24 protein-coding genes are annotated in these 22,114 nt (G+C 65.7%); 15 read left to right on the top strand and 9 right to left on the bottom strand.

The features are described from left to right. Nucleotides 1-60: 60 nt before the first annotated feature. Together AC3FNH_RS02570 and aceB are read left to right on the top strand one after the other, a co-directional pair. Nucleotides 61-762 (top strand): haloacid dehalogenase type II, encoded by a 702-nt coding sequence (locus tag AC3FNH_RS02570; protein WP_488718986.1) that lies wholly within the window; start codon nucleotides 61-63, stop codon nucleotides 760-762. Between the two features lie 54 nt (nucleotides 763-816). After that, complete coding sequence (aceB, locus tag AC3FNH_RS02565) at nucleotides 817-2,403, top strand: malate synthase A (protein WP_488718985.1); 1,587 nt, start codon at nucleotides 817-819, stop codon at nucleotides 2,401-2,403. A 98-nt stretch (nucleotides 2,404-2,501) separates the two neighbouring features. Here the strand turns inward: aceB and AC3FNH_RS02560 are convergent, their stop codons facing one another. After that, nucleotides 2,502-2,777: a hypothetical protein gene (locus tag AC3FNH_RS02560; RefSeq protein ID WP_488718984.1), complete on the bottom strand. Its 276-nt coding sequence runs from the start codon at nucleotides 2,775-2,777 to the stop codon at nucleotides 2,502-2,504. 680 nt (nucleotides 2,778-3,457) lie between these two features. On the opposite strand from AC3FNH_RS02560, the gene AC3FNH_RS02555 reads away from it, so the two are divergent. Beyond that, nucleotides 3,458-4,111, top strand: a complete 654-nt coding sequence (locus AC3FNH_RS02555) for a DsbA family oxidoreductase (protein WP_276100224.1) — start codon at nucleotides 3,458-3,460, stop codon at nucleotides 4,109-4,111. A gap of 257 nt (nucleotides 4,112-4,368) precedes the next feature. Beyond that, nucleotides 4,369-4,809: a PaaI family thioesterase gene (locus AC3FNH_RS02550; protein ID WP_276100225.1), complete on the top strand. Its 441-nt coding sequence runs from the start codon at nucleotides 4,369-4,371 to the stop codon at nucleotides 4,807-4,809. Nucleotides 4,810-4,835: 26 nt separating this feature from the next. On the opposite strand, the gene AC3FNH_RS02545 is transcribed toward AC3FNH_RS02550, so the two are convergent. From AC3FNH_RS02545 to AC3FNH_RS02520, 6 genes are all read right to left on the bottom strand, one after another. After that, nucleotides 4,836-5,702, bottom strand: a complete 867-nt coding sequence (locus tag AC3FNH_RS02545) for a lysophospholipid acyltransferase family protein (protein ID WP_488718983.1) — start codon at nucleotides 5,700-5,702, stop codon at nucleotides 4,836-4,838. Nucleotides 5,703-6,189: 487 nt separating this feature from the next. Then, on the bottom strand, nucleotides 6,190-7,005 hold the full coding sequence (locus tag AC3FNH_RS02540; RefSeq protein ID WP_488718982.1) for a MetQ/NlpA family ABC transporter substrate-binding protein: 816 nt from the start codon (nucleotides 7,003-7,005) through the stop codon (nucleotides 6,190-6,192). A 213-nt stretch (nucleotides 7,006-7,218) separates the two neighbouring features. Then, nucleotides 7,219-7,539 carry a type II toxin-antitoxin system PemK/MazF family toxin gene (locus tag AC3FNH_RS02535; RefSeq protein WP_488718981.1) on the bottom strand — a complete coding sequence of 107 codons (321 nt, stop codon included), beginning with the start codon at nucleotides 7,537-7,539 and terminating at the stop codon, nucleotides 7,219-7,221. After that, entirely contained in the window at nucleotides 7,533-7,781 is a 249-nt protein-coding gene (locus tag AC3FNH_RS02530; protein ID WP_488718980.1) for an AbrB/MazE/SpoVT family DNA-binding domain-containing protein, read from the bottom strand. Before AC3FNH_RS02530 ends, AC3FNH_RS02535 begins: the two co-directional genes overlap by 7 nt. 193 nt (nucleotides 7,782-7,974) lie before the next feature. Next, entirely contained in the window at nucleotides 7,975-8,388 is a 414-nt protein-coding gene (locus AC3FNH_RS02525) for a VOC family protein (protein WP_488718979.1), read from the bottom strand. A gap of 77 nt (nucleotides 8,389-8,465) precedes the next feature. Further along, nucleotides 8,466-9,140, bottom strand: coding sequence for an SGNH/GDSL hydrolase family protein (locus tag AC3FNH_RS02520; protein ID WP_488718978.1), 675 nt, complete (start codon nucleotides 9,138-9,140; stop codon nucleotides 8,466-8,468). Nucleotides 9,141-9,252: 112 nt separating this feature from the next. On the opposite strand from AC3FNH_RS02520, the gene AC3FNH_RS02515 reads away from it, so the two are divergent. Then, complete coding sequence (locus AC3FNH_RS02515; protein WP_276100230.1) at nucleotides 9,253-9,723, top strand: SRPBCC family protein; 471 nt, start codon at nucleotides 9,253-9,255, stop codon at nucleotides 9,721-9,723. Next, complete coding sequence (locus AC3FNH_RS02510; protein WP_488718977.1) at nucleotides 9,720-11,201, top strand: DHA2 family efflux MFS transporter permease subunit; 1,482 nt, start codon at nucleotides 9,720-9,722, stop codon at nucleotides 11,199-11,201. Before AC3FNH_RS02515 ends, AC3FNH_RS02510 begins: the two co-directional genes overlap by 4 nt. Nucleotides 11,202-11,222: 21 nt before the next feature. Here AC3FNH_RS02510 and AC3FNH_RS02505 read toward each other — a convergent pair whose 3' ends face one another. Then, nucleotides 11,223-11,492 carry an acyl-CoA-binding protein gene (locus AC3FNH_RS02505; RefSeq protein ID WP_276100232.1) on the bottom strand — a complete coding sequence of 90 codons (270 nt, stop codon included), beginning with the start codon at nucleotides 11,490-11,492 and terminating at the stop codon, nucleotides 11,223-11,225. Nucleotides 11,493-11,613: 121 nt separating this feature from the next. Here AC3FNH_RS02505 and tsaB point away from each other — a divergent pair, with 121 nt between their 5' ends. The 5 genes from tsaB (at nucleotide 11,614) to AC3FNH_RS02480 (ending at nucleotide 16,076) form a co-directional block, all read left to right on the top strand. Beyond that, the gene (gene tsaB, locus AC3FNH_RS02500) at nucleotides 11,614-12,378 is read left to right on the top strand and encodes a tRNA (adenosine(37)-N6)-threonylcarbamoyltransferase complex dimerization subunit type 1 TsaB (RefSeq protein WP_488718976.1); all 765 of its coding nucleotides are present in this window, start codon (nucleotides 11,614-11,616) and stop codon (nucleotides 12,376-12,378) included. Nucleotides 12,379-12,434: 56 nt separating this feature from the next. Then, nucleotides 12,435-12,920 carry a ribosomal protein S18-alanine N-acetyltransferase gene (gene rimI / locus AC3FNH_RS02495; RefSeq protein ID WP_276100696.1) on the top strand — a complete coding sequence of 162 codons (486 nt, stop codon included), beginning with the start codon at nucleotides 12,435-12,437 and terminating at the stop codon, nucleotides 12,918-12,920. Then, nucleotides 12,917-13,771: a uracil-DNA glycosylase gene (locus AC3FNH_RS02490; RefSeq protein ID WP_488718975.1), complete on the top strand. Its 855-nt coding sequence runs from the start codon at nucleotides 12,917-12,919 to the stop codon at nucleotides 13,769-13,771. Before rimI ends, AC3FNH_RS02490 begins: the two co-directional genes overlap by 4 nt. Next, nucleotides 13,752-14,882: a DUF1853 family protein gene (locus AC3FNH_RS02485; RefSeq protein ID WP_276100235.1), complete on the top strand. Its 1,131-nt coding sequence runs from the start codon at nucleotides 13,752-13,754 to the stop codon at nucleotides 14,880-14,882. Before AC3FNH_RS02490 ends, AC3FNH_RS02485 begins: the two co-directional genes overlap by 20 nt. A 219-nt stretch (nucleotides 14,883-15,101) precedes the next feature. Further along, entirely contained in the window at nucleotides 15,102-16,076 is a 975-nt protein-coding gene (locus AC3FNH_RS02480) for a Bug family tripartite tricarboxylate transporter substrate binding protein (RefSeq protein ID WP_488718974.1), read from the top strand. Nucleotides 16,077-16,469: 393 nt separating this feature from the next. Here the strand turns inward: AC3FNH_RS02480 and lplT are convergent, their stop codons facing one another. After that, complete coding sequence (gene lplT / locus AC3FNH_RS02475; protein WP_276100236.1) at nucleotides 16,470-17,789, bottom strand: lysophospholipid transporter LplT; 1,320 nt, start codon at nucleotides 17,787-17,789, stop codon at nucleotides 16,470-16,472. A 456-nt stretch (nucleotides 17,790-18,245) separates the two neighbouring features. On the opposite strand from lplT, the gene alr reads away from it, so the two are divergent. The 4 genes from alr to AC3FNH_RS02455 all read left to right on the top strand — a co-directional run bounded on the left by alr (nucleotide 18,246) and on the right by AC3FNH_RS02455 (nucleotide 22,059). Beyond that, nucleotides 18,246-19,367: an alanine racemase gene (gene alr, locus AC3FNH_RS02470; protein WP_488718973.1), complete on the top strand. Its 1,122-nt coding sequence runs from the start codon at nucleotides 18,246-18,248 to the stop codon at nucleotides 19,365-19,367. A 90-nt stretch (nucleotides 19,368-19,457) separates the two neighbouring features. Beyond that, nucleotides 19,458-20,822 (top strand): DNA repair protein RadA, encoded by a 1,365-nt coding sequence (radA, locus tag AC3FNH_RS02465; RefSeq protein ID WP_276100238.1) that lies wholly within the window; start codon nucleotides 19,458-19,460, stop codon nucleotides 20,820-20,822. Between the two features lie 3 nt (nucleotides 20,823-20,825). After that, complete coding sequence (locus AC3FNH_RS02460; RefSeq protein WP_488718972.1) at nucleotides 20,826-21,404, top strand: GNAT family N-acetyltransferase; 579 nt, start codon at nucleotides 20,826-20,828, stop codon at nucleotides 21,402-21,404. 169 nt (nucleotides 21,405-21,573) lie between these two features. Then, a complete protein-coding gene (locus AC3FNH_RS02455; protein ID WP_276100240.1) occupies nucleotides 21,574-22,059 on the top strand; it encodes a disulfide bond formation protein B in 486 nt (161 codons plus the stop codon). The last annotated feature ends 55 nt before the right edge of the window (nucleotides 22,060-22,114 follow it).

Here is a 22,114-nt window from a genome sequence, read left to right as displayed (position 1 = left end):
GGTGTACAGCCCCACGCAATCGCCTACGGCAAGACCTGACCCCGGGAACCAGAGCGCCTCATGAACAAGATCCGCGCAGTCGTCTTCGACGCCTACGGCACGCTGTTCGACGTGTATTCCGTCACGGCGCGCGCGGAACAGTTGTTCCCGGGCAAGGGCGAGGCACTCGCGCTGCTGTGGCGCGAGCGGCAGATCGACTACACGCGCATCCGCACCATGGCCGCACCCGACGGCAAGTACTACAAGCCGTTCTGGGCGCTGACGGTGGATTCGCTGCGCTATGCCGCGGAACGCCTGCGGGTGGCGCTGGACGACGCGACCGAGGCGCAGCTGCTCAAGGAATACGCGTGCCTGTCGGCCTTTCCGGAGAACTTGGGCGCGCTCAAGCGGCTGCGCCGCGCGGGCCTGCCGCTGGGCATCCTGTCCAACGGCAATGCCGAGATGCTGGACATCTCCGTCAAGAGCGCGGGCATGCACGGCTTGTTCGACCACGTGCTGTCGGTTGACGCCGTGCGCCAGTACAAGACTGCCCCGGACGCTTATGCGCTCGGGCCAAAGGCTTTCCAGCTGCCGGCTGAAGAGATTCTTTTTGTCTCTTCGAACGGCTGGGATGCGTGCGGCGCCACCTGGTTTGGCTACACCACGTTCTGGATCAACCGTGCCGGCCATCCGGCGGAGCGGCTCGACGTAGCGCCCTCCGGCACCGGGCACGACATGAACGACCTGCTCGAATTCGTCCGCGCCACTGGTGTGGAAGTCTGAACGACAACGAGCGGCCGACCCTCTAACAAGCTATCGACTAACAGGAGAAGACTGATGGCTATCACGCTGCCCGCGGGCATGAAGATTACCGGCGAGATCCTGCCGGCCTACGAAGATATCCTCACGCCGGAAGCCCTGGCCCTGGTAGACAAACTGCACCGCGCCTTCGAGCCGCGCCGCCGGGAACTGCTGGCCGCGCGCGTCGAGCGCGCCAAGCGCCTCGATGCCGGCGAAGTCCCCGACTTCCTGCCCGAAACCAAGCACATCCGCGAAGGCGACTGGAAGGTCGCACCGATCCCCAAGGCCCTGGAATGCCGCCGCGTGGAAATCACCGGCCCGGTCGAAGCCAAGATGGTCATCAACGCCTTCAACTCGGGCGCTGACAGCTACATGACCGACTTCGAGGATTCCAACACCCCCAACTGGCACAACCAGATGCAGGGCCAGGTGAACCTCAAGGCAGCCGTGCGCCGCACGCTGACGCTGGAATCGAAGGGCAAGCAATACAAGCTGAACGACAAGATCGCCACGCTGCAGGTGCGTCCGCGCGGCTGGCACCTGGACGAGAAGCACGTCATCATCGACGGCAAGCGCATCTCGGGCGGCATCTTCGACTTCGCGCTGTTCCTGTTCCACAACGCCAAGGAGCAGATCGCCCGCGGCGACGGCCCGTTCTTCTACCTGCCGAAGATGGAAAGCCATCTGGAAGCACGCCTGTGGAACGACATCTTCGTGATGGCGCAGAACGAGATCGGCCTGCCGCAAGGCACCATCAAGGCCACCGTGCTGATCGAGACGATCCTCGCCGCGTTCGAAATGGATGAGATCCTGTACGAACTGCGCGAGCACAGCGCGGGCCTGAACGCCGGCCGCTGGGACTACATCTTCTCGTGCATCAAGAAGTTCAAGAACGACAAGGACTTCTGCCTGGCCGACCGCGCCAAGGTCACCATGACCGCGCCGTTCATGCGCGCCTACGCACTGCTGCTGCTGAAGACCTGCCACTACCGCGGCGCGCCCGCCATGGGCGGCATGAGCGCACTGATCCCGATCAAGAACGATCCGGAGAAGAACGCCATCGCCATGCAGGGCATCATCAACGACAAGAAGCGCGACGCCACCGATGGCTACGACGGCGGCTGGGTGGCCCACCCGGGCCTGGTCGAGCCCGCCATGAAGGAATTCGTGGCCGTGCTGGGCGACAAGCCTAACCAGTTCGAGAAGCAGCGTCCGGACGTGCACGTGAAGGGTTCGGACTTGCTGGACTTCCAGCCGGAAACCCCGATCACCGAAGCCGGCCTGCGCATGAACATCAACGTCGGCATCCACTACCTGGGCGCCTGGCTGGCCGGCAACGGCTGCGTGCCGATCCACAACCTGATGGAAGATGCGGCCACCGCCGAGATCTCGCGTTCGCAGGTGTGGCAGTGGATCCGCTCGCCGAAGGGCAAGCTGGAAGACGGCACCAAGGTCACGGCCGAGCTGGTGCGCAAGCTGATCCCGGAAGAGCTGGCCAAGGTGAAGGCCGAAGTCGGCGGCGAGACCAGGACCTATGACCGCGCTGCCGAGATCTTCGAGCAGATGTCGACGTCGGAAGATTTCGCCGAGTTCCTGACGCTGCCGCTGTACGAAGAAGTCTGATCCGGCTACGGCTTGATGGCATGAAAAACCCGCGGTGTTCGCCGCGGGTTTTTGTTTTTGGGAATAGGCGCAAGCGCACCATGCTGTGCGCGGCGTCTTCAGCCGACGCTGCGCGACCCATCTATGACCTTCTTCAGCATGACTTTCCGGTAGGTGCGTTCCACGGCGAGCGTGCGGCAAAGCAGCCGCAGAACCCGCGTCGAATGATGTGTCGGATGACCTTTGGCCTTTAACGCGCGCACATGACGCAAACGCATCCGGATCTCGTCTCGCAATTTTTCGATCCGCTGGTCCAGGGGCAGTATGTCCCGCTCCATCAGCACAAGGCGGCGTAGCTCCTGCAGCTCCTGGTGGTTATAGCGCATGCCTTTCATTTCGCCCCTCCATGCTCGGTCGTGGAAGGGGTTCCGCATCTTCTGTTCCCGAAGTCGGTCAAATGGCGCGAGAAGGCCCTGACCTGGCTTCATCTGCCTGACATGGATCGCGGAACAGGCCGGCTGTGCGGGACAAAAGCCTTATTGGACCGCCGCCGGACTTGTCTGGAGTTGCCTGCCGCCAAGGGATATGGTGACGTGCGGGCGAGCTCTCAGGCGCACGGCCTGGACTCGCCTGCGACCTTGCGCGTTCGCACCTGCCAGCAATAGAGGTGCGTACATTGCAGTGCAATTTCTACATTGCGCGCATGCCGGAGCGCTCGCAGGCTCTCCCGCAGCAGGTGAAGCAGACGATACGCAAACCGCGTGTCTTGCCCCTCCTCACGAGCCGCGCGAATCAGCTGAATCAGCTTGATGTGTGCATGAATGCGCAGACGTGTCTGCATGATGGCACAGTCAAGTTCCGTGAGGCGGTCTCGGGCTATTTCCGGTTGGGCGACGATGGCTGGATCCTCGATTGAATGGCAAGAAGCCCGTGCGGCTTCGGGGCAACCGGTGGCCGTTTCCACGGTCAAGTTTATGCATGCGTGCACTGTTGGCCCATCCAGCAAGCCCTGGCGATTCGCGTTACCCTGTCCGTCGCTGTTTTTTCCGATTACGCCGTTTCCGCCACAGACACCATGACCCAACCGCTTCGCATCGACTTCGTTTCCGATATCTCATGCCCATGGTGCGCCATCGGCCTGTCCTCGCTGCGGCTTGCGCTGTCGCGCCTTGGCGATGAAGTCGACGCCGAGATCGCCGTGCACCCGTTTGAGCTGAATCCGGATATGGGACCGGGCGGCGAGGCCATAGTCGATTACCTTGGGAAGAAGTACGGACGCACGCCGGAGCAGATCGCGCAGACGCAGGAGATGATCCGCGAGCGCGGTGCTTCGGTCGGCTTCACATTCGGGCCGCGCACTCGCGTCTACAACACTTTCGATGCGCATCGCCTGCTGCACTGGGCCGGGCTTGAAGGCCGCCAGTTGCCGCTCAAGCTGGCACTACTGGAGGCCTACCATACGGAGGGCAGGGATCCGAGCAACCATGACGTGCTGGTCGAGATCGCGGAGTCGGTCGGACTGGACGCCACGCGCGCGCGCCAGGTGCTGCAGGGCGGCGATTATGCCGGCGAGGTGCGCGAGGCAGAGCGGGAGAACCAGTCCATGGGGCTGAGTTCAGTGCCGGCGATCATCTTCAATCGACGCTATCTGGTGAGCGGCGGACAGCCGGTGGAAGCCTTCGAGCAGGCGATCCGGGAGATCCTGGCGCAAGCGTCGCCGGCGTCCTGATTGCGGCGCAAATCGCCGGATGCCAGCCTCCCCATTCATGCGGACAAAAGGGACCGTTCGCGAAATCGAGATTTACGCGGAGGGGCAAATCGCCGGAAGTTACGTCCTTGCTGTCGCGCGATAGCAGACGGGTTCGCGCTTCCTGAAAGACTGCCGCAAGTGATGTACCACGCGAAAGTGGCAGGAGCGCCAGCCCGGTATGCCCCCCTGTTGCCTGCCAGGTGCATACCTCCGTCAGGAGCGCGCCGATTTGAGACATGAAAGACCAATCCCACCAGACCGTGATTGCCGCGGATGTTGTCGCCCGCGAAGAGCGCTTCTGCCTTGATAACCCCGCACTGGAAAGCGCCGGTGTCAGGATCACCCAGTGGCGCCGCGATTATGTCGAGCTTGAACTGGACGTTGCGCCGCACATGCTCAACCGGAGCCGTGTGATCCACGGCGGCACCATTTGTACGTTGCTGGATGCCGCGACCGGCTACTCCGGTCTTTACTCGCCCGCGGGCGAGGCGCCGCTGCATGCCGTCACGCTGTCACTGACCTCGAACTTCCTGAGTAACGGGACCGGCAAGTTGCTGACCGCGAAAGGGATGGTCGACCGGCGCGGGCGTTCGATTTTCTTTTCCCGCGCGGAGGTCTGGCTGGACGAAGCGTTGCTGGTCGCGACAGGCGTGGCGACGATGAAATACCTGAAATAGGCGCTACGCTGGCAGGCTGCCGGCAGTTACGTCGAACTGACGGCGCGGGCGCCATCCGCGTCGGGTGTCACGGCGCCCGACGGCACCTTGTAGCGGTTGTACCCCCACAGATACTGCTCGGGGAAGCGCCGGACCATGTCTTCCACCTCGGCATTGATCCATGCCGCCTGCTCTTCGGCCGTCGGCGGCATGGGCCCGGTCAGGCGCTTCACGTGCATTTTCCAGCCGCGCCCGCCAGGCAGGCGCTCGCCAGCCGCAATGATGAGCGGCGCGCCGGTCTGCGAGGCGAGCTTGCACGGCAACGTGATCGTATAGGCCTTGCGGGCAAAGAACGGTACCCAGACGCCATCGCCCTTGGGCGCCTGATCCGGCAGCAGGCCCACTGCCTCGCCTTGCCGCAATGCGCGCACGAAAGCGCGCACGCCTTGCGCGGTGGCGGGAACCGCCTTCAGTTTCGACGCGCCGCGCACGCTGTCGAGCAGGTCCCGGAAGAGTGCCTTGCGATGGGGCCGGAACATGATCGTCAGCGAGATCCGTTCTGCGGCGTAGCGGGCCGCCAACTCGAAGCAGCCCAGATGCGGCGTCAGCATGACGAGTCCGCGGCCTTCGGCCAGGGTGTTCTCGATCACGTCCCAGTCCTCGCAAATGACCTTGTCGAGACAGTCATCGAGGCGAAACCAGACATGGGCCAGCTCGGTCATCATGGCACCGGTCTCCCCCGCGGCCTTGCGCGCAAAAGACGGCCCGGCGAAGCCGGCCTGGGTGGCGTTCTGCCGCAGGTGCCGACGGTATCCGCCGGGCAGGGCATAGACGAGCCGTCCCAGCATGCGCCCGGCCGCATGCGCAACTGGCAACGGCAGTGCGGCAACAAGCCGAACTACCGCGGAGAGCATGCGACTTGGGAAAGGCGGACGTTGAGGCATGGTCACATATCTAAGGGTGAAGGACTGGCGCGATTCCGCTGGCCCTTGGCAATCGGCGCAGCAGGTATCGGTGATCGGGACTGGCGGTCCAGTCCATTCCGCGGCACTTGGCGGCCGCTTCAGTTGCGGGGCGCAGAGCCCGTCGGGGGGTGCTGTTCTGTGAGTCGCAGGGGCGCTGCCTCAGGCGGGTATCCAGGAGGCACCGCGTGCGACGGGCAGGGGCCGGTCAGGTGTCTGCGTGGAATCATTGGCGCGGCGCGGCATGCGGAGGCTCTTGCGTTGAAGGATGCTCACTGTAGCATGCCTCCGTCAGCAGCCCGTTGTTTTAACGGTCAGGGCGCCGTCCGCGTGTAACGGTGGTATGGGCCGTACCGCCTGCGAAGGCGGATCGGCATAGGTGCCTGCCGGCGTCGAAGGGCAGGCGGATGCGGGGGCGACCCGCATCCCGATGAAGCTATCAGAACGAGGGGACCATCGCGCCCTTGAACTGGGCCTTCATGAACTGCTTCACGTCTTCCGACTGGTAAGCCGCCACCAGCTTCTTCACCCACGGCTTGTCCTTGTCCTGGGTGCGCACCACGATGATGTTGGCGTACGGGCTGTGGATGTCCTCCAGGCCGATCGCGTCCTTGGTCGGCTGCAGGCCGGCGGCCAGCGCGTAGTTGGTGTTGATGACCGCGGCGCCGACGTCGGGCAGGGCGCGGGCCAGCTGGGCGGCGTCCAGTTCGACGATCTTCAGCTTCCTGGGGTTCTCGGCCACGTCCAGCGGGGTCGCGTTGTTTCCGTTGGCGCCTGCACCGGCCTTGAGCTTGATCACGCCCTGGGACTGCAGCAGCAACAGCGCACGGTTCTCGTTCGACGGGTCATTGGGCACAGCCACCTTGGCGCCCTGCGGCAGGTCCTTCGGCGACTTCAGGTTCTTCGCGTAGATGCCCAGCGGCGAGATATAGGTGTAGCCCACGCTTGCCATCTTGTAGCCGCGCTGCTTGATCTGGCTATCCAGGTACGGCTGGTGCTGGAAGCTGTTGGCGTCGAGGTCGCCGGCATCGAGCGCGGCGTTGGGCTGCACGTAGTCGTTGAATTCCACGACCTTCACGTTCAGGCCGTTCTTCTTGGCCACTTTCTGCACGACTTGCCAGACTTCGGCGTCCGGACCGCTGACGGTGCCCACGCGAATGGTCTGTTCCTGGGCCGACACGCTGCCCGCGGCGGCGATGAGACCGACGGCGGACAGGGCAACCGCCAGACGCTTGTAAAGGGAGATGCTGCGCATAGGAGAGTTTGGATGTTATTGGAAGCTTGTGGCTTGAAAGGCGCCTCAACCCGGTCCGGGTGCGGTTGGGCGGGCGAGGGCACAGATTAACGCAATTGCGTCCAAACAGGGCGGCGCAGGGGATTTTGGCGTCTATTTCTTTTTCATATGCTTATGAAGTCGGCGTCGGCCCAAAATCTGGCATTTAATGCTGGGGGGTATTGCCGGAGCGCGCTACTCCGCGAATATCTCGCGTAACGCGGTCAATGCGACCAGCAAGGCTTCGTCGGCGACCGCCCCGGCCTTCTTGACCAATCTGCCTTTATCGATTGTGCGGATCTGGTCCAGCAACATGAGGCCGGTCTTTCCCTGGAAGGTGACAGGGGTACGAAAGGGGGCCGGGCGACTGCCTGTCGTCATGGGCACCACCATGACAGTGCGCAGATGGTCATGGAGTTCAGGCGGCGAAATAATGACGCAGGGGCGCGTCTTGCGGATTTCGCTGCCAACAGTCGGGTCGAGTGCAACCAGCCAGACCTCTCCACGACTCACCATTGCAGGTCCTCGTCGTCAGCATTGGCAAAGTCGCCGAGGACCAGGGCATCGTCACCGGATGCGGCAATGGCCTTGCTGGCCTCCGCCCAGCCATGGCGCGGCTTGTTCTTCGGGCGCCGGATGACGAGCGCATCGTTTTCAACTTCCATTTCAACCTCGTCTTCCAGGCCCAGTTGGGCGAGGATCGGTTTGGGAATCAGCACGCCTTGGGAGTTCCCCATCTTGCGAATCACTGCTTTCATTGCGCCACCTCGGGCTTGTATGTCGAACTAAAAATTAGTGCGGCAGCACAATGTTATAACAGAGGGCCCTGCGCCAAGCTACCTTGCGAACTCTGTCGCGTGGTTGGAGCACCGTGACTGTGCAAGTGCGATGTGGATGGCAATAGCGGAATCCTCTGAATGCGCGTCAATCATTTTCTGCCTGTCTTTTTATTCATGGTACGTGCCGAACCGACCCATACCCCTCACCCCTCCACTCAATAAAACAAAGCCCATGCCCGAACGGGTCCGATAGCGTGGCCTGCCGTCCCCAGTCAAATTCCTGTGGCCAGTCCTCGATCTCGGCGCCGGCCTCCAGCGCGCGCTCGATAGCGGTTTCAAGGTTGTCCACGACAAAATCGAGGTGCACCGGCGTCCAGTGCCGGCGGTAGTCGCGCCGGATACTGGTGCGCGTGGTCGGGCGCGAGCCGGGCGGCTTGGCGAGCAGGTAGATGGGGGTGGCGCCGCCGCTCATTTCCGCCACGGTATCGTCGAACAGCTTGCGGCTCAGGCGCAGGCCCAGCCCTTCCTGGTAGAAGCCGATGCCGCGCGGCAGGTCATCGACATCGATATTGATCAGCAACTCCATCACGGTCTCCTGGCAGCTTCGGGGGGAAAACCCGCGCATTGTGCGCCCGCGCTCCTGACAGCTCCTGTCAGTAGATGTCACCGGGCGAGGAGTCCGCGCACCACGGGCTGCAACGCGTCGCCGAGCGCCAGGTGCGCGTCGGCGTCGAGGTGGACGCCATCGACGGCGCTGCTCTGGATCACCGTGCCGGCATCGAACACAGGGCATGCGAGGGTGTCGCACACCTCGCGCACCGCCCCAGGCAAGCCCAGCCATTTGTGCTCGCCGCCCGCGAACTTGGGCGCGAGCGGGCCGCGTGGCGTGCGGATCGGCGGCGGCACGACGACCAGCACCGGCGGCACCGGCATCCCAGGCTCGATCGGCGCCAGGCGGATGGCGTTGACCAGTGCGCCGATGCCCTGCGCGGCATGCCAGGCGTTGTGCGGGTGCATCGACTGGAAATCGTTGTTGCCCAGCATCAAGACCACGAGCGCGAGCGGGGAATCGATCTCGATGCGCTGCGCGAGCCCTTGCAGGCCGTTGCGCCCCGGCTTGAACGGGTCGTCCCAGACCGTGCGCCTGCCGTTCAGGCAATCCTCGATGATGCGGACCGGGGCGCCGCCATCGGCGTTCAGCCCGAGTTCAAGCCGCCCCGGCCAGCGTATCGGGAACGGCAGGCGCTGGCGCGTGCCGGGAACGATGCCCCATGAAAGCGAATCGGCATATACCAGGACTTGCAGCGGACCGGCTTCGGGCAGGGCGGCGAGTGGCATGCAGTGGCTCCGGACGGGCGTGGCGCAGATGCTGCGCCGCGCAGTGAAATGGTACTGACGAACAGGCAAGACACTTCATAATATCGATTACAACCAAACAGGGAGAAAGAAGTTGCGTTTCGAGCACTTGGTAGAGATCAACGATCCAGGCAATCCTCAACTGGATCCGCTCACGCCTGACCAGCTCTGGCAGGGGCTGGTCCTGCGCGCCGAGTCGCCCGAACTGTTCGTGCTTGGCCTGGACCGGGCCGAAGTCGTTGGCCGCGGCGAAGGCTGGATCGACCGCGTGCTGCATTTCGGCGCCGCGGCCATCCATGACCGCGTGGTGTTCGAGCCGCGCCGGCAGGTCCGCTACGAGACTGCCGCCACGGCGGAACACGCCGGCGGCACGCTGACGATGGTGATCGAGACGCCCGCGCCCGGCGCGCTGCTGCTGCGCTTTGTCTACGACACGACCATGCCGGCCGTCGACGCCAGCGGCGACGACCGCTATGCCGAAATCGTCAAGTCCGCCTATCACGAGGCTGACATCGACACCGTCCGAAAAATCCGCGAAATCGCCGACACGGGGCGCCTGGGGTGAGCCGGGCCCCGCACACGCCGGACAGCTCCGGCGGCGGGTCGGGTGGGCCGACCCGGGCGATGCTGCGCACGCGTTACGGCGACCGGCTACGCTGGCTGGTGCTGTTGACGCTGATGCTGGGGACGATGTCGTCCATCGTCTCGTCCACCATCATCAACGTTGCCATTCCGGACCTGAGCCGGCATTTCGTGCTCGGCCAGGAACGCGCCCAGTGGGTCGCGGCCAGCTTCATGATCGCGATGACGCTGGCGATGCTGCTGACGCCATGGCTGCTCAACCGCTACGGCCTGCGGCGCACCTTCCTGGGCGCGCTGGCGCTGCTGGGCGTGGGCGGGCTGGTGGGCGGGCTGTCGCCGACCTACGGCGTCATGATCGCCATGCGCGTGGCCGAGGGCGTTGCGGCGGGTATCATGCAGCCGCTGCCCAGCATCCTTGTGCTGCGGGTATTCGACGAGCGCGAGCAGGGCAAGGCCATGAGCCTGTTCGGCTTCGGCGTGGTGCTGGCGCCGGCGCTCGGGCCAAGCCTGGGCGGTTTCCTCGTGGAGGCCTTTGGCTGGCGTTCCATCTTCTTCGTCGTGGTGCCGCTGACGCTGCTGGGCGCGGCCATGGCGCGGCGCTTCATGGCCGTCGATTCGGTCATGATGGGCGAGCGCAAGCCGCTGGACTGGCGCGGCCTGGCGCTGGCCGGCATCGCGACGGTCTGCATGCTGAACGGACTGGTGGAAATGCGCGAAAGCGTCGTCGCCGGCCTGATGCTGGCTGGCCTGGGCGTGGTTCTGGTCGTGGCGTTCGTCATGTGGCAGCTGCGCGCGGCCGATCCGCTGATGGACATGCGGCTTTACAGCTACCGGCAGTTCTCGGCGGGCGCGGTGGTGGCATTTATCTATGGCGCTGGCCTGTTCGGCTCGACCTACCTGTTGCCCGTGTACATGCAGATGGCGCTGAACTACACGCCGTCGCGCGCGGGCCTGGTGCTGCTGCCGGCCGGCGTCGCGCTGGCGCTGACGATTGCGCTGGCGGGACGCCTGACGCACCGCGTGTCGCCGCATTACCAGGTGTCATTCGGACTGGGGTTGCTGGCGCTGTCGTTCCTGCTGATGGCCACGGGCTCGCCATCCACACCGTATCTGCTGCTGGTGGCGCTGGCGGTGCTCGGGCGCATTGGCCTTGGGTGCATCCTGCCATCGCTCACGCTGGGTTCGATGCGCGGCGTGGATTTCTCGCTGATCGCGCAGGGGTCGAGCTGCATCAACTTCCTGCGCCAGCTCGGCGGGGCAATCGGCGTCAGCCTGGCCGGTGTCGGCCTGCAGTGGCGGCTGAACCAGCACGGCGTGGCGCTGGGGCAGGGCGGCGATGCGTTGGCACAGGCTGCGCGCATCGGCGCCTTCGATGAGACGTTCCTGGCCGTGGGCGTGGTGATCGCCACGGCCATCGTGGCCTCCTGGCGCATCCGGCCAAAGCCGGTGCCGGTCAGCTGAGGCGGGCGGGGCCCGCAGCGTTCAGTGGGTGGCGCCGCTGCGCAGCTCTTCCACGAGGGCAATGTAGTTTTCCATGGCGGCGTCCCTGGCGGTGCCCTTGAGGGCTTCCCATGCCTCGAACTTGTAGCGGCCGACGAAATCGGTCATGCCCGGCTTGTCGCCGTGGGCGTCGCCTTCGCTGCCTTGCTTGAACAGCGCATACAGGCGCAGCAGCGTCATGTTGCTGGGGCGCTCGCTGAGCTGCTTGACGTCGATCTGGGCCTGTTCGAAGCGGGCTTGCAGGTCACTCATGGGGTCTCCAATGGGATTCGGGGAAAAGAATCGCCCGATGATAGTCCTCAAACCGGCACGCAGGCCCGTCAAAAAACCGAGGAGGGACTCGGTTTGGGGCGCCACCGGCTACAATCGCGCCATGTCCTGGATTCTTGCTGTCGAAACTTCCACCGAGTGGTGTTCTGTTGCTCTGGGCCGTGCCACGGCGGATGGCGCGGTCGAGTCATGGTCTCGCCATGAACATACCGGCGCGCGCTCGTCCGCGCGCGTGCTGCCCGCGGTGGGCGAACTGCTGGCCGAGGCTGGCATTGCGCTGGCCGATTGCGCGGCCATCGCCTTCGGGGCCGGCCCGGGCTCGTTCACGGGCCTGCGCACCGCTTGCGGCGTGGCCCAGGGGCTGGCCTTCGGTGCCGGGCTTCCGGTCATTCCGGTCAATACGCTGATGGTCTGCGCGGAAAGCGCACGCGGCGCCACGTCGGCGCTGCCGCCCGGCGCATCCGTGCTGGTCGCGCTGGACGCACGCATGGACGAAGCCTATTCTGCGGCCTTCCGCTGGGACGCCGCCGCGCGCGAATGGGCGGTCGAAACGCCGATGCAGGTTGGCCCGCCGGAAACCGTGGCCATCCCGGCTGGCGACTTCTGGATCGCCGGCAATGCCGCGACGGTATTCGGCGAGCGGCTGGCCGGCCTGGCGCGCGCCGCGCGCGTGCTGCCCGAGGCCATGCCGCACGCGCAGCCGATGGTGGCCATCGCCCTGCGCGCACTGGCGCGCGGCGAGGCCATCGATGCCGCGCTTGCCATGCCGATCTACCTGCGCGACAAGGTCGCCCAGACCATCGAGGAGCGCGAGGCGGCCGCCGCCGCCAAGGCCGCCGCGCTGGCGGGCGCGAGGAGCGCATCGTGAGCGTGTCTTACCGCCCGGACCCGATCAAGGCCCCGGCCTGGCCGGACGTTCCCGTCATGCCCGCGCTCGCCAATGGCTGGGCGCTCGCGCGCATGAGCGCGCTCGACCTGCACGCGGTGGCCGAGATCGAGGCGCGTGCCTACAGCCATCCGTGGACGCGCGGCAATTTCGAGAATTCCATCAAGGTCGGCCACATGGGCCTGACCTTGCGCGATCCAACCGGTGCGCTCGTGGCGTACGCCGTATTGATGCCGGTGGTCGACGAAATGCACCTGCTCAACATCACCGTGGAGCCGCGCCGGCAACGGCAGGGTTTGGGCCGGCTGATGCTGGCGGTGGCGCTGGCCACATCGCACACCCATCACCTGCATACGATGTTGCTGGAAGTGCGGCCTTCCAATACCGGGGCGCTGGCGCTCTACCTCGAGGCAGGCTTTGTCGAGATCGGCCGGCGCAAGGGCTACTACCCGGTGTCCGGCAACGCTCGCGAAGACGCGCTGGTGCTGCGCCGGACCTGGGCCGGTGGGGAGGACGCAGCATGAGCCGCCGCGCACAGTTCCTGGAAGTGCTTGGCATTCCCACGGAGTGGGTGCCGCGCAAGCCGATGGGCGCGCCGCAGGATGCCGCTGCGGAACCGGATCGCCCGGCTGTCGTGCTGGCCGAGTCCAAGGCGATAGCCGAATCCGTGCTCGCGCCGGAGGCCGCCGAAGCGCAGGCGCTCGTCGCCGTGGCTTTGGTGCCTGAGCTTGAAGAACCGGCGCCTTCGCCTTCCATTGCTGAGCCTGCGCGCACGGCTTCCGTCCCGGACCGCGAAGCTGCCATCGCCACCATGGGGTGGCCCGCCCTCGATGCTGCCGTGGCGGCATGCACGGCCTGCGGACTGTGCGAGACGCGTACCAATACCGTGTTCGGGGTCGGCGACCGCGAGGCGGAATGGATGCTGGTTGGCGAAGCGCCCGGCGAGAACGAAGACCTGCAAGGCGAGCCGTTCGTCGGCCAGGCAGGCAAGCTGCTGGACAACATGCTGGGGTCGCTGGGGCTCGCACGCGGCCGCAACGTGTTTATCGCCAATGTGCTCAAGTGCCGTCCGCCTGGCAACCGCAATCCGGAGCCGGCCGAGGTGGCGCAGTGCGAGCCGTTCCTGAAGCGGCAGATCGCGCTGGTGCGGCCCCGGGTGATCGTCGTGCTTGGCCGCTTTGCCGCGCAGTCGCTGTTGCGCACCGCCACGCCGATCGGCAAGCTGCGCGGCACCGTGCACAGCTACGAGGGGATTCCCGTGGTGGTCACCTACCATCCCGCCTACCTGCTGCGCACGCTGACCGACAAGGCACGCGCGTGGGAAGACCTGTGCCTGGCCCGCGAGGTACACGACCGTGCGGGAGCTCAGGCCTGACCGTTCGCTGAGCCACGGCGGCAACGGCGTGCACGCGCCGGTGCTGCCGCTGTGGCGACAGGCGCTGTCGCCGCGCACGCGCGACCTGGCCTGGTGTACGTTGTCGCCGCCGTTGCTTCAGGGCCTGCCCGACGCCGGCGACCCCGGCGGCGCGCGCCTGGCCCGCTGGCCTGCGGGCACCCTGGCCGCCTGGGAGCACTGGCTCGACCAGGCCGATCCCGCCGGCTTGCCCGCTACCGTTGCCGAACTCGCCAGCGGCATGACCGACGCCTTGCCCGAAGAGCCCGGCCGCGCACGCAGCCTGCGGCTGGGGCGCCATGCCGAGCGCCTGCTGCATTTCGCGCTGCGCCACGCGCAGGGGCTGGAATTACTGGCCGCGAACGTACCGGTCAGGCGTGCCCACGGGCACGGCATCCAGACCCTCGGGGAACTCGACTTCGTCTGGCGGGACCAGGGCAGCGGTGAGGTCGTGCATTGGGAAATGGCTACCAAGTTCTACCTGATGGTCGACGCGGCCGACACGGCGCCGCTGGGGCTGCGCGGGTTTGTCGGGCCAAATCTCGTGGACCGGCTTGGCGACAAGCTCGACCACATCGTGCGCCGGCAACTGCCGCTGGCGCGCACCGCGGAGGCGCTGGGTTTGCTGGGCGGCGCGGTCGATCGCAGTGAAGTCTATCTGCTCGGGTGGCTGTTCTATCGCGACGGCCTGGTGCCGCAGGGCCTGGAGCGTCTGGGCATTGCCGGCAACCACCTGCACGGCTGGTGGTCCACGCTTGATGACTGGTTTGCGCGCGCCGGCCAGGCAGCCGGCACGCGCTGGTGCCGGTTGTCGCGCTCGGGCTGGTTGTCCGGCGCGCTGCTGGAAGAGGCCGAGACCGAAGCGGCGGACTCCCTGCGGGAGGCGCTGGCCGAGCGCTTTGCCGATCCCCACCCTGACCACGGCTGGCGCCGCGAATCGCCGATCATGCTGTGCGAGATGGAACCGGCCGGCGCGCATGCGCCGGGCTGGTGGCGTGAACGCTCGCGCGGGTTCGTGGTGCCGGCCGGATGGTCCGAGCGCGCCCTGGCGCGCGCCGCAAAGCCCGCGGCCGGCCACGGCGAGCCATCGTAGCCGACCCGGCAAGGTCTCGGCGGCGCTGGTTACCTTGCCGCGTGTTTCGGCCTGTCAGCAGTAATCCGGTGCACAGATCAATCCATCAAAAAATCCGCATTCTCGAATGGGTTAGCGCTCTTTATACTCGGCCGGCGCCCCTTGGCGCCGTGGCGCATGCGGGCATCAGACCCGCAGCACGGCCACAAGACCGGATCACGAAGTCGGAGAGAGACTTTCATGAAGATGAGAACAGTGGGGTTGGCCTGCCTGGGCCTGGTGGTCGGCCTGTCGGCAAATGCCAGGGCGGCGGATGCGTACCCGTCCAAACCGATTCGCTTCGTCGTGCCCTATCCGCCCGGTGGCCCGACCGACCTGATGGCGCGCCTGTTGCAGGCGAGCCTGCAGACCCGGCTTGGTGCGACCGTCGTCGTGGAGAACCGGGCCGGCGCGGGCGGCAATATCGGAACCGATGCGGTGGCCAAGGCGGCTCCCGATGGCTACACAATCCTGCTTGCCGCCAGCGGGCCGATGGCGGTGAACCCGACCCTGTACAAGCACCTGCCGTACGATCCTCAGAAAGACCTCGCTCCGGTCGTTCAGATATCCGCGTTCCCGCTGGTGCTGGAGGTCCATCCAGACAGTCCGGTGAAGGACGTTAAGTCCTTTATCGCTTCGGTTCGCAGCAAGCCCGGCGACTACAGCTTTGCATCGGCTGGCAACGGCACGCCCCAGCACCTGGCGGGCGAGCTGTTCAATACCGCCGAGGGCACGAAGATGCAGCACATCGCCTACAAGGGAGCGGGGCCCGCGCTGAATGACGTGCTGGGCGGCCAGGTCCCGGTCATGTTCGACATCATGGCGAGCTCGCTGACCTACATCAAGGCGGGCAAGCTTCGTCCGCTCGCCGTGACGACCAAGGTCCGCTCGCCGGTTTTGCCCGATGTGCCGACGCTGGCGGAATCGGGCCTGCCGGGGTTTGAATTCGTTGCCTGGCATGGCATTGCCGTACCGGCCGCAACGCCGCGCGACATCGTGCTGAAGCTCAATGGCGCGATCAACGCTGCCTTCAAGGATCCGGAGTTCCGCAAGCGCTGGGAGGCGATTGGCACCCCGGTTGTCGGCGGCACGCCGGAGGCGTTCGGCGCCTTGATCCGCAGCGAGACCACGCGGCTCGGCAAGGTCGTCAGGGATACAGGTGCCACGGTCGACTAGGCTCAGGCGCGGCGCCGCCGGCAGGCGCTAGTCCCGCAGGCCGGCGCAGCATCTTGCTGCGCTGGCTTTTTTTTCGGGTTCTTTGGCGGATTGCCGGGAATGGGGAATGATGGGGTTGTCTTGCTTGGCGGGCGCTGCTGTTTCGCCGGCGTGGCCGGCGAGTCACTTCTTGTCCGAGCGACAAAAAGTAACCAAAAAGCGCGTTTACTTGCCCTAGCGGGCGAATATTGATCGTAGTGTGCTGAGGGTGTCGTACGGGGATGGGCTTCAAAGTGTGCCTGGCTGCCTGCCAAGCCCGAAAACCCATCCTTACCCACTCCCCGCAATCCCGCGAAGAACCATTTTTGTTGATGCGGGCGACCGATCGGACCGGCTCCGTGGCGGAGCCTGCGCTCAGTGGTGCTTGTCCTCGCCGATCATGGCGAGCGAGTTGAAGATGCGAACGTTGTACTTGTGCACCTTCATGACCAGCGCCATCGTGATGCAGATGAACAGCCCCAGGGCAACGATCACGATGCCAATCGGCACGTTCAGCTTGATCAGCAGTGCGTACAGGCAGAGCATCAGCAGCACGGAAACGTTCTCATTGAAGTTCTGCACGGCGATGGAGTGGCCGGCCGAGAGCAGCACGTGGCCGCGGTGCTGCAGCAGCGCGTTCATCGGCACGACGAAATAGCCGGACATGGCACCGACCAGCATCAGGAAGACGTAGGCGATGGCCATGTACAGCGGCATGTGCAGGCCCAGCGCGTCCACCGTGACCTGCGGCATCGCGTCCTTGGTGTAGAAGGCCATCAGCATCACGGTGGCGCCCATGGCAACGCCGAAAGGCAGTACCGACAGCGACTTGCGCAACGGAATGCGTGCCGCCGCCATGATGGCGCCGACGGCCACGCCCACCGCGACCACGGCCTGCAGCAGGGCGCCCTGCGACAGGTTCAGCCCTAGCGATTTTTCCGCCCACTTCAGCACGATGAACTGCAGCGTGGCGCCCACGCCCCAGAACAGCGTGGTCACGGCCAGCGAGATCTGGCCGAGCTTGTCGCGCCACAGCGCGACAAAGCAGTCGCCGAACTCCGCGATCAGCTTGATCGGGTTCTTTTCCTGTTGCGGGTAGCGGGCGCCGGTATCGGGAATGAACAGGTTGAAGACGGCGGCGATCACGTAGAACAGCATGATCACTACCATCGCGGCCTCGGCCGGCGTATTGATGCCAGTGTCGATATAGGGCAGGTCAAAGCGCAGCAGGATCTGGGAAATATGCACCGAGATCAGCGCGCCGCCCACCACGGTGCCCAGGATGATCGAGCCCACCGTCAGCCCTTCGATCCAGCCGTTGGCCATCACCAGCTTTTCGGGGGGCAGCAGCTCGGTCAGGATGCCGTATTTGGCCGGCGAGTACGCGGCCGCGCCAAAGCCCACGATGCCATAGGCCAGCAGGGGGTGCAGCCCGAACATCATGATGGCGCAGCCGGCGATCTTGATGGCGTTGGTGATGAGCATCACCCGCCCCTTGGGCATGGAGTCGGCGAACGCGCCGACGAAAGCTGCCAGGACGACGTAGGAGAGAACGAAGAACAGCTTGAGCAGCGGGGTCATCCACTGCGGGGAATGCAACTCGGTAAGAAGGGCAATGGCGGCGATCAGCAGCGCGTTGTCGGCCAGCGACGAAAAAAACTGCGCGGCCATGATGGTGTAAAAACCCTTCTTCATGCTTTCGACTTTGTCTCCAGCGCGTTCTTCGTGCGCTCTGGGAAGGGCTACGCCCACCGGCGCGGCCATGGATTGTTGCAAGGGACCCTCGGCTGCGGCCGCGTCGAATTGTGTCGCATGCGCCGCGCGTGAGCGCCGCGCTGCTTGCCTGACCGTCATTGACATATTGCTTCGCGTTTAGAACATGGCCTGAGCGTCCGGCTTTATATCACGAAAACACGACAATCCCGAATCCGCAAAGGCGCCAGTTTGACAGCGGGAACGCGCTGCGATTCCCGGGGATTTCCTGGTCAGGGGTCGCGAATGTGTTCAAATAACGTCTGCGCATCGCTGGCCGAATACCGGGTCTTCCCTGATCTGGTGCATGCCTATGCAGGACATGGCGCCCGACTCACACCGCGGCGTCTGAAAGGTTCTTCCAGAGGCAGCGATGCATGCCTTGCGAGATGTCATTTCATGCCAAGACCGATCCACGCCGTCATCCACCAACCCGCCATTGCCAACAACCTGGAGGTCGTCCGCCGTCACGCGCCCGGTTCTCGCGTGTGGGCCGTGGTCAAGGCCAATGCCTATGGCCACGGACTGCGCCGTGTCTTTGCCGGCCTGCGCGCGGCCGATGGTTTCGGCCTGCTGGACCTGAATGAGGCCGTGCAGTTGCGCGACCTCGGCTGGCAGGGGCCGATCCTGCTGCTGGAAGGTTTTTTCCAGCCACAGGATGTGCCGCTGCTGGAGCAATACCGCCTCACCACCGCGATTCATTGCGACGAGCAGCTTCGCATGCTGGAGAGTGCACGGCCGAAAGGCCCGCTGGCAATCCAGCTCAAGCTCAACACCGGTATGAACCGCCTCGGCTTCCAGCCCGCGCAGTACCGCACCGCGTGGGAACGCGCGCGCGCCATGCCGTGTGTGGGCAGCATCGTCCATATGACCCATTTCTCGGATGCCGACAGTCCCCGCGGCATCGCCCACCAGGTGGCGGCCTTCGACGCCGCCACCGCGAACCTGCCGGGCGAGGCCAGCCTGTCGAACTCGGCGGCGGTGCTGTGGCACCCGGAGGCGCACCGGGCCTGGGTGCGGCCCGGCATCATCCTGTATGGGGCCTCGCCCACCGGGCGCGAGGCCGACATTGCCGGAGTCGGCCTGCAGCCTGCCATGTCGCTGCATAGCGAGCTGATTGCCGTGCAGGACCTGCAACCGGGCGATACGGTCGGCTATGGCTCCATGTTCACCGCCGACCGGCCGATGCGCATCGGCGTAGTCGCCTGCGGCTACGCGGACGGCTATCCGCGCCACGCCACCGGCTGGGGAGAGAACCGCGCGCCGGTGCTGGTCGATGGCGTGCGCACCGAACTGCTGGGCCGCGTTTCCATGGACATGCTGTGCGTCGACCTGGGGCCATGCCCGAAAGCCAGGATTGGCAGCCCGGTCACGCTGTGGGGCCAGGGCCTGCCGATCGACGATGTCGCCCAGGCCAGCGGCACGGTCGGCTATGAGCTGATGTGCGCGCTGGCGCCGCGCGTGCCGGCCACCGTGGCGACGATCACCGCGCCGGACAGCGCCTCGCCGCTGCTGGCCTGATCGCTGCCTGATTGAACCGCACAGACGGCCGGCCACCCCAAGGTGGCCGGCCGTGGCGTTTGCGGTGTACCTACCCTCAAGGATCTCCCGTTGGCCAAGACCAAGACCGTCTACACCTGTACCGAATGCGGTGGCACCGTGCCGCGCTGGGCCGGCCAGTGCCCGCACTGCCAGCAATGGAACACGCTGGTCGAGACCGTGGCGGAAAGCGGCGGTGCGGCCAAGCGCTTCCAGCCGCTGGCGGCATCGGCAACGGTGCAAAAGCTCTCCGAGATCGATGCCGCGGACGTGCCGCGCTTTTCCAGCGGCATTGAAGAGTTCGACCGCGTGCTCGGCGGCGGGCTGGTCGCGGGCGGGGTGGTGCTGATCGGCGGCGATCCGGGCATCGGCAAGTCGACGTTGCTGCTGCAGGCGCTCGCCAACCTGGCCGGGCAGCGCCGCGTGCTCTATGTGAGCGGCGAAGAATCCGGCGCCCAGATCGCGCTGCGTGCGCAGCGCCTGGGCGTGGAAAGCCCGACGCTCGGCTTGCTGGCCGAAATCCAGCTGGAGAAGATCCAGGCCACGCTGGAGGCGGAGAAGCCCGAGGTGGCCGTGATCGACTCGATCCAGACGCTTTACTCCGAAGCGCTGACCTCGGCGCCGGGCTCGGTCGCGCAGGTGCGGGAATGCGCGGCGCAACTGACACGCATTGCCAAGAGCAGCGGCACCACCATCATCCTGGTCGGCCACGTGACCAAGGAGGGCAACCTCGCCGGTCCGCGCGTGCTGGAGCACATCGTCGACACGGTGCTGTATTTCGAAGGCGATACGCATTCCTCGCACCGGTTGATCCGTGCGTTCAAGAACCGTTTCGGCGCAGTCAATGAACTGGGTGTGTTCGCCATGACGGAGCGTGGCCTGCGCGGCATCAGCAACCCGTCGGCGCTGTTCCTGTCGCAGCATGAAGAGACGGTGCCGGGCTCCTGCGTGCTGGTGACGCAGGAAGGCACGCGCCCGCTGCTCGTGGAAGTGCAGGCCCTGGTCGATACCGCCAACGTGCCCAACCCGCGCCGCCTGGCCGTGGGCCTTGAACAGAACCGGCTGGCCATGCTGCTGGCGGTGCTGCACCGGCATGCGGGCATTGCCTGCTTTGACCAGGACGTGTTCCTGAATGCCGTGGGCGGCGTAAAGATTACCGAGCCCGCGGCCGACCTGGCCGTGCTGCTGTCGATCCACTCGTCGATGCGCAACAAGCCGCTCCCGCGCGGCCTGGTAGTGTTCGGCGAGGTGGGGCTGGCCGGCGAGATCCGTCCCAGCCCGCGCGGCCAGGAACGGCTGAAGGAAGCCGCCAAGCTCGGCTTCACGCTCGCCGTGATCCCCAAGGCCAACGCGCCGAAGCAGAAGATCGACGGGCTCGAGGTGATCGCGGTCGAGCGCATCGAACAGGCGATCGATCGCGTACGTCATCTCGACTGACCGATGGCTGGCCTGATCGAAACCGAAACCGCGCGACTGCGCCTGCGCCAGTGGCGCGACGCCGACTATGTGCCGTTTGCCGCGCTGAATGCCGATGCCGAGGTGATGCGCTACTTTCCCGCGCCGCTGGGCCGGGCGGAGAGCGACGCCCTGGCGGCGCGCTGCCGTCGGAAGATCGACACGCTCGGGTGGGGCTTCTGGGCTTGCGAGCGCAAGGCGGATGGCGCGTTCATCGGCTTTGTCGGGCTCAATGTGCCGGCGGCGGCCTTGCCGTTCTCGCCCTGCGTGGAGATCGGCTGGCGTCTGGCCCGCGATGCGTGGGGGCAGGGCTTCGCCACCGAGGCGGCCCGCTCGGCGCTGATGGTGGGGTTCGGGCAGCTCGGGCTGGAAGAGATCGTTTCGTTCACCGCGCTGGCCAACCAGCGCTCGCGCGCGGTAATGGAGCGTTTGGGCATGCATGAGGATGCGCTGGCGTTCGAACACCCGGCGCTGCCGGTGGGCCATCCGCTGCGGCTCCATCGACTTTACCGGCTGCCGCGGGCCGACTGGGAGGCGGGGATTTGCCGTCCCGGCTCAGCCTGAGGGCCGCCTGCGGCAATCCGCCACAGGGCGTCAGCCGGCGTTTCCCTGGGGCGCGGCCGGGGACATTTCGCAAAATCGGTAATAATGCCGACCAACAGCCGTTGCGCCGCCGCGCCGGCAACCTGGCAACAGAGATCCCGATCCGTTCATCGTTGATGCAAGCCCGTTTATGCAAGCCAATTCCCGCGCCTATTTCCTGCTGATCGCCATCATCTCATTCGGGCTGGTCGGCTTTGCGCTGTACCTGCAGTTCGAGAAGGGCTACCAGCCTTGCCCGCTGTGCATCATGCAGCGGTTCGCCTTTATCGGCATCGGCCTGTTCTCGCTGCTCGCGGCCATTGCGCAGAACACGCGCTCGCTGTGGCAGGGGCTGGGCATGCTGTCCGGCGTCGGCGGCATTGCCGTGGCCGTGTATCACGTGTCGCTGCTGCTGAACCCCAAGGCGAGCTGCGGCATCGATCCGCTCGAGAACTGGGTCAATGCCTTGCCGACCGCCAAGGTGCTGCCGCAGGTGTTTTATTCGGATGGCCTGTGCACGGCGCCGCTGCCGCCGGTGCTGGGCCTTTCGGTGCCGGCCTGGTCACTGATCTGGCTGTTCATCCTGACGCTGACGCTGGCGGTGGGGCTGATCCGGCGGGAGAAGAATTTCCGCTGAGGGAAAGCAAAAAACCGGCGCACAAGGCGCCGGTTTTTCTTTGCGAGTGGCAGGG

Source organism: Cupriavidus sp. 22TCCZM01-5, from assembly GCF_057798915.1.
The sequence above is the reverse complement of the archived record's forward strand: the minus strand, read 5'-3'. Positions and strand labels throughout refer to the sequence as shown.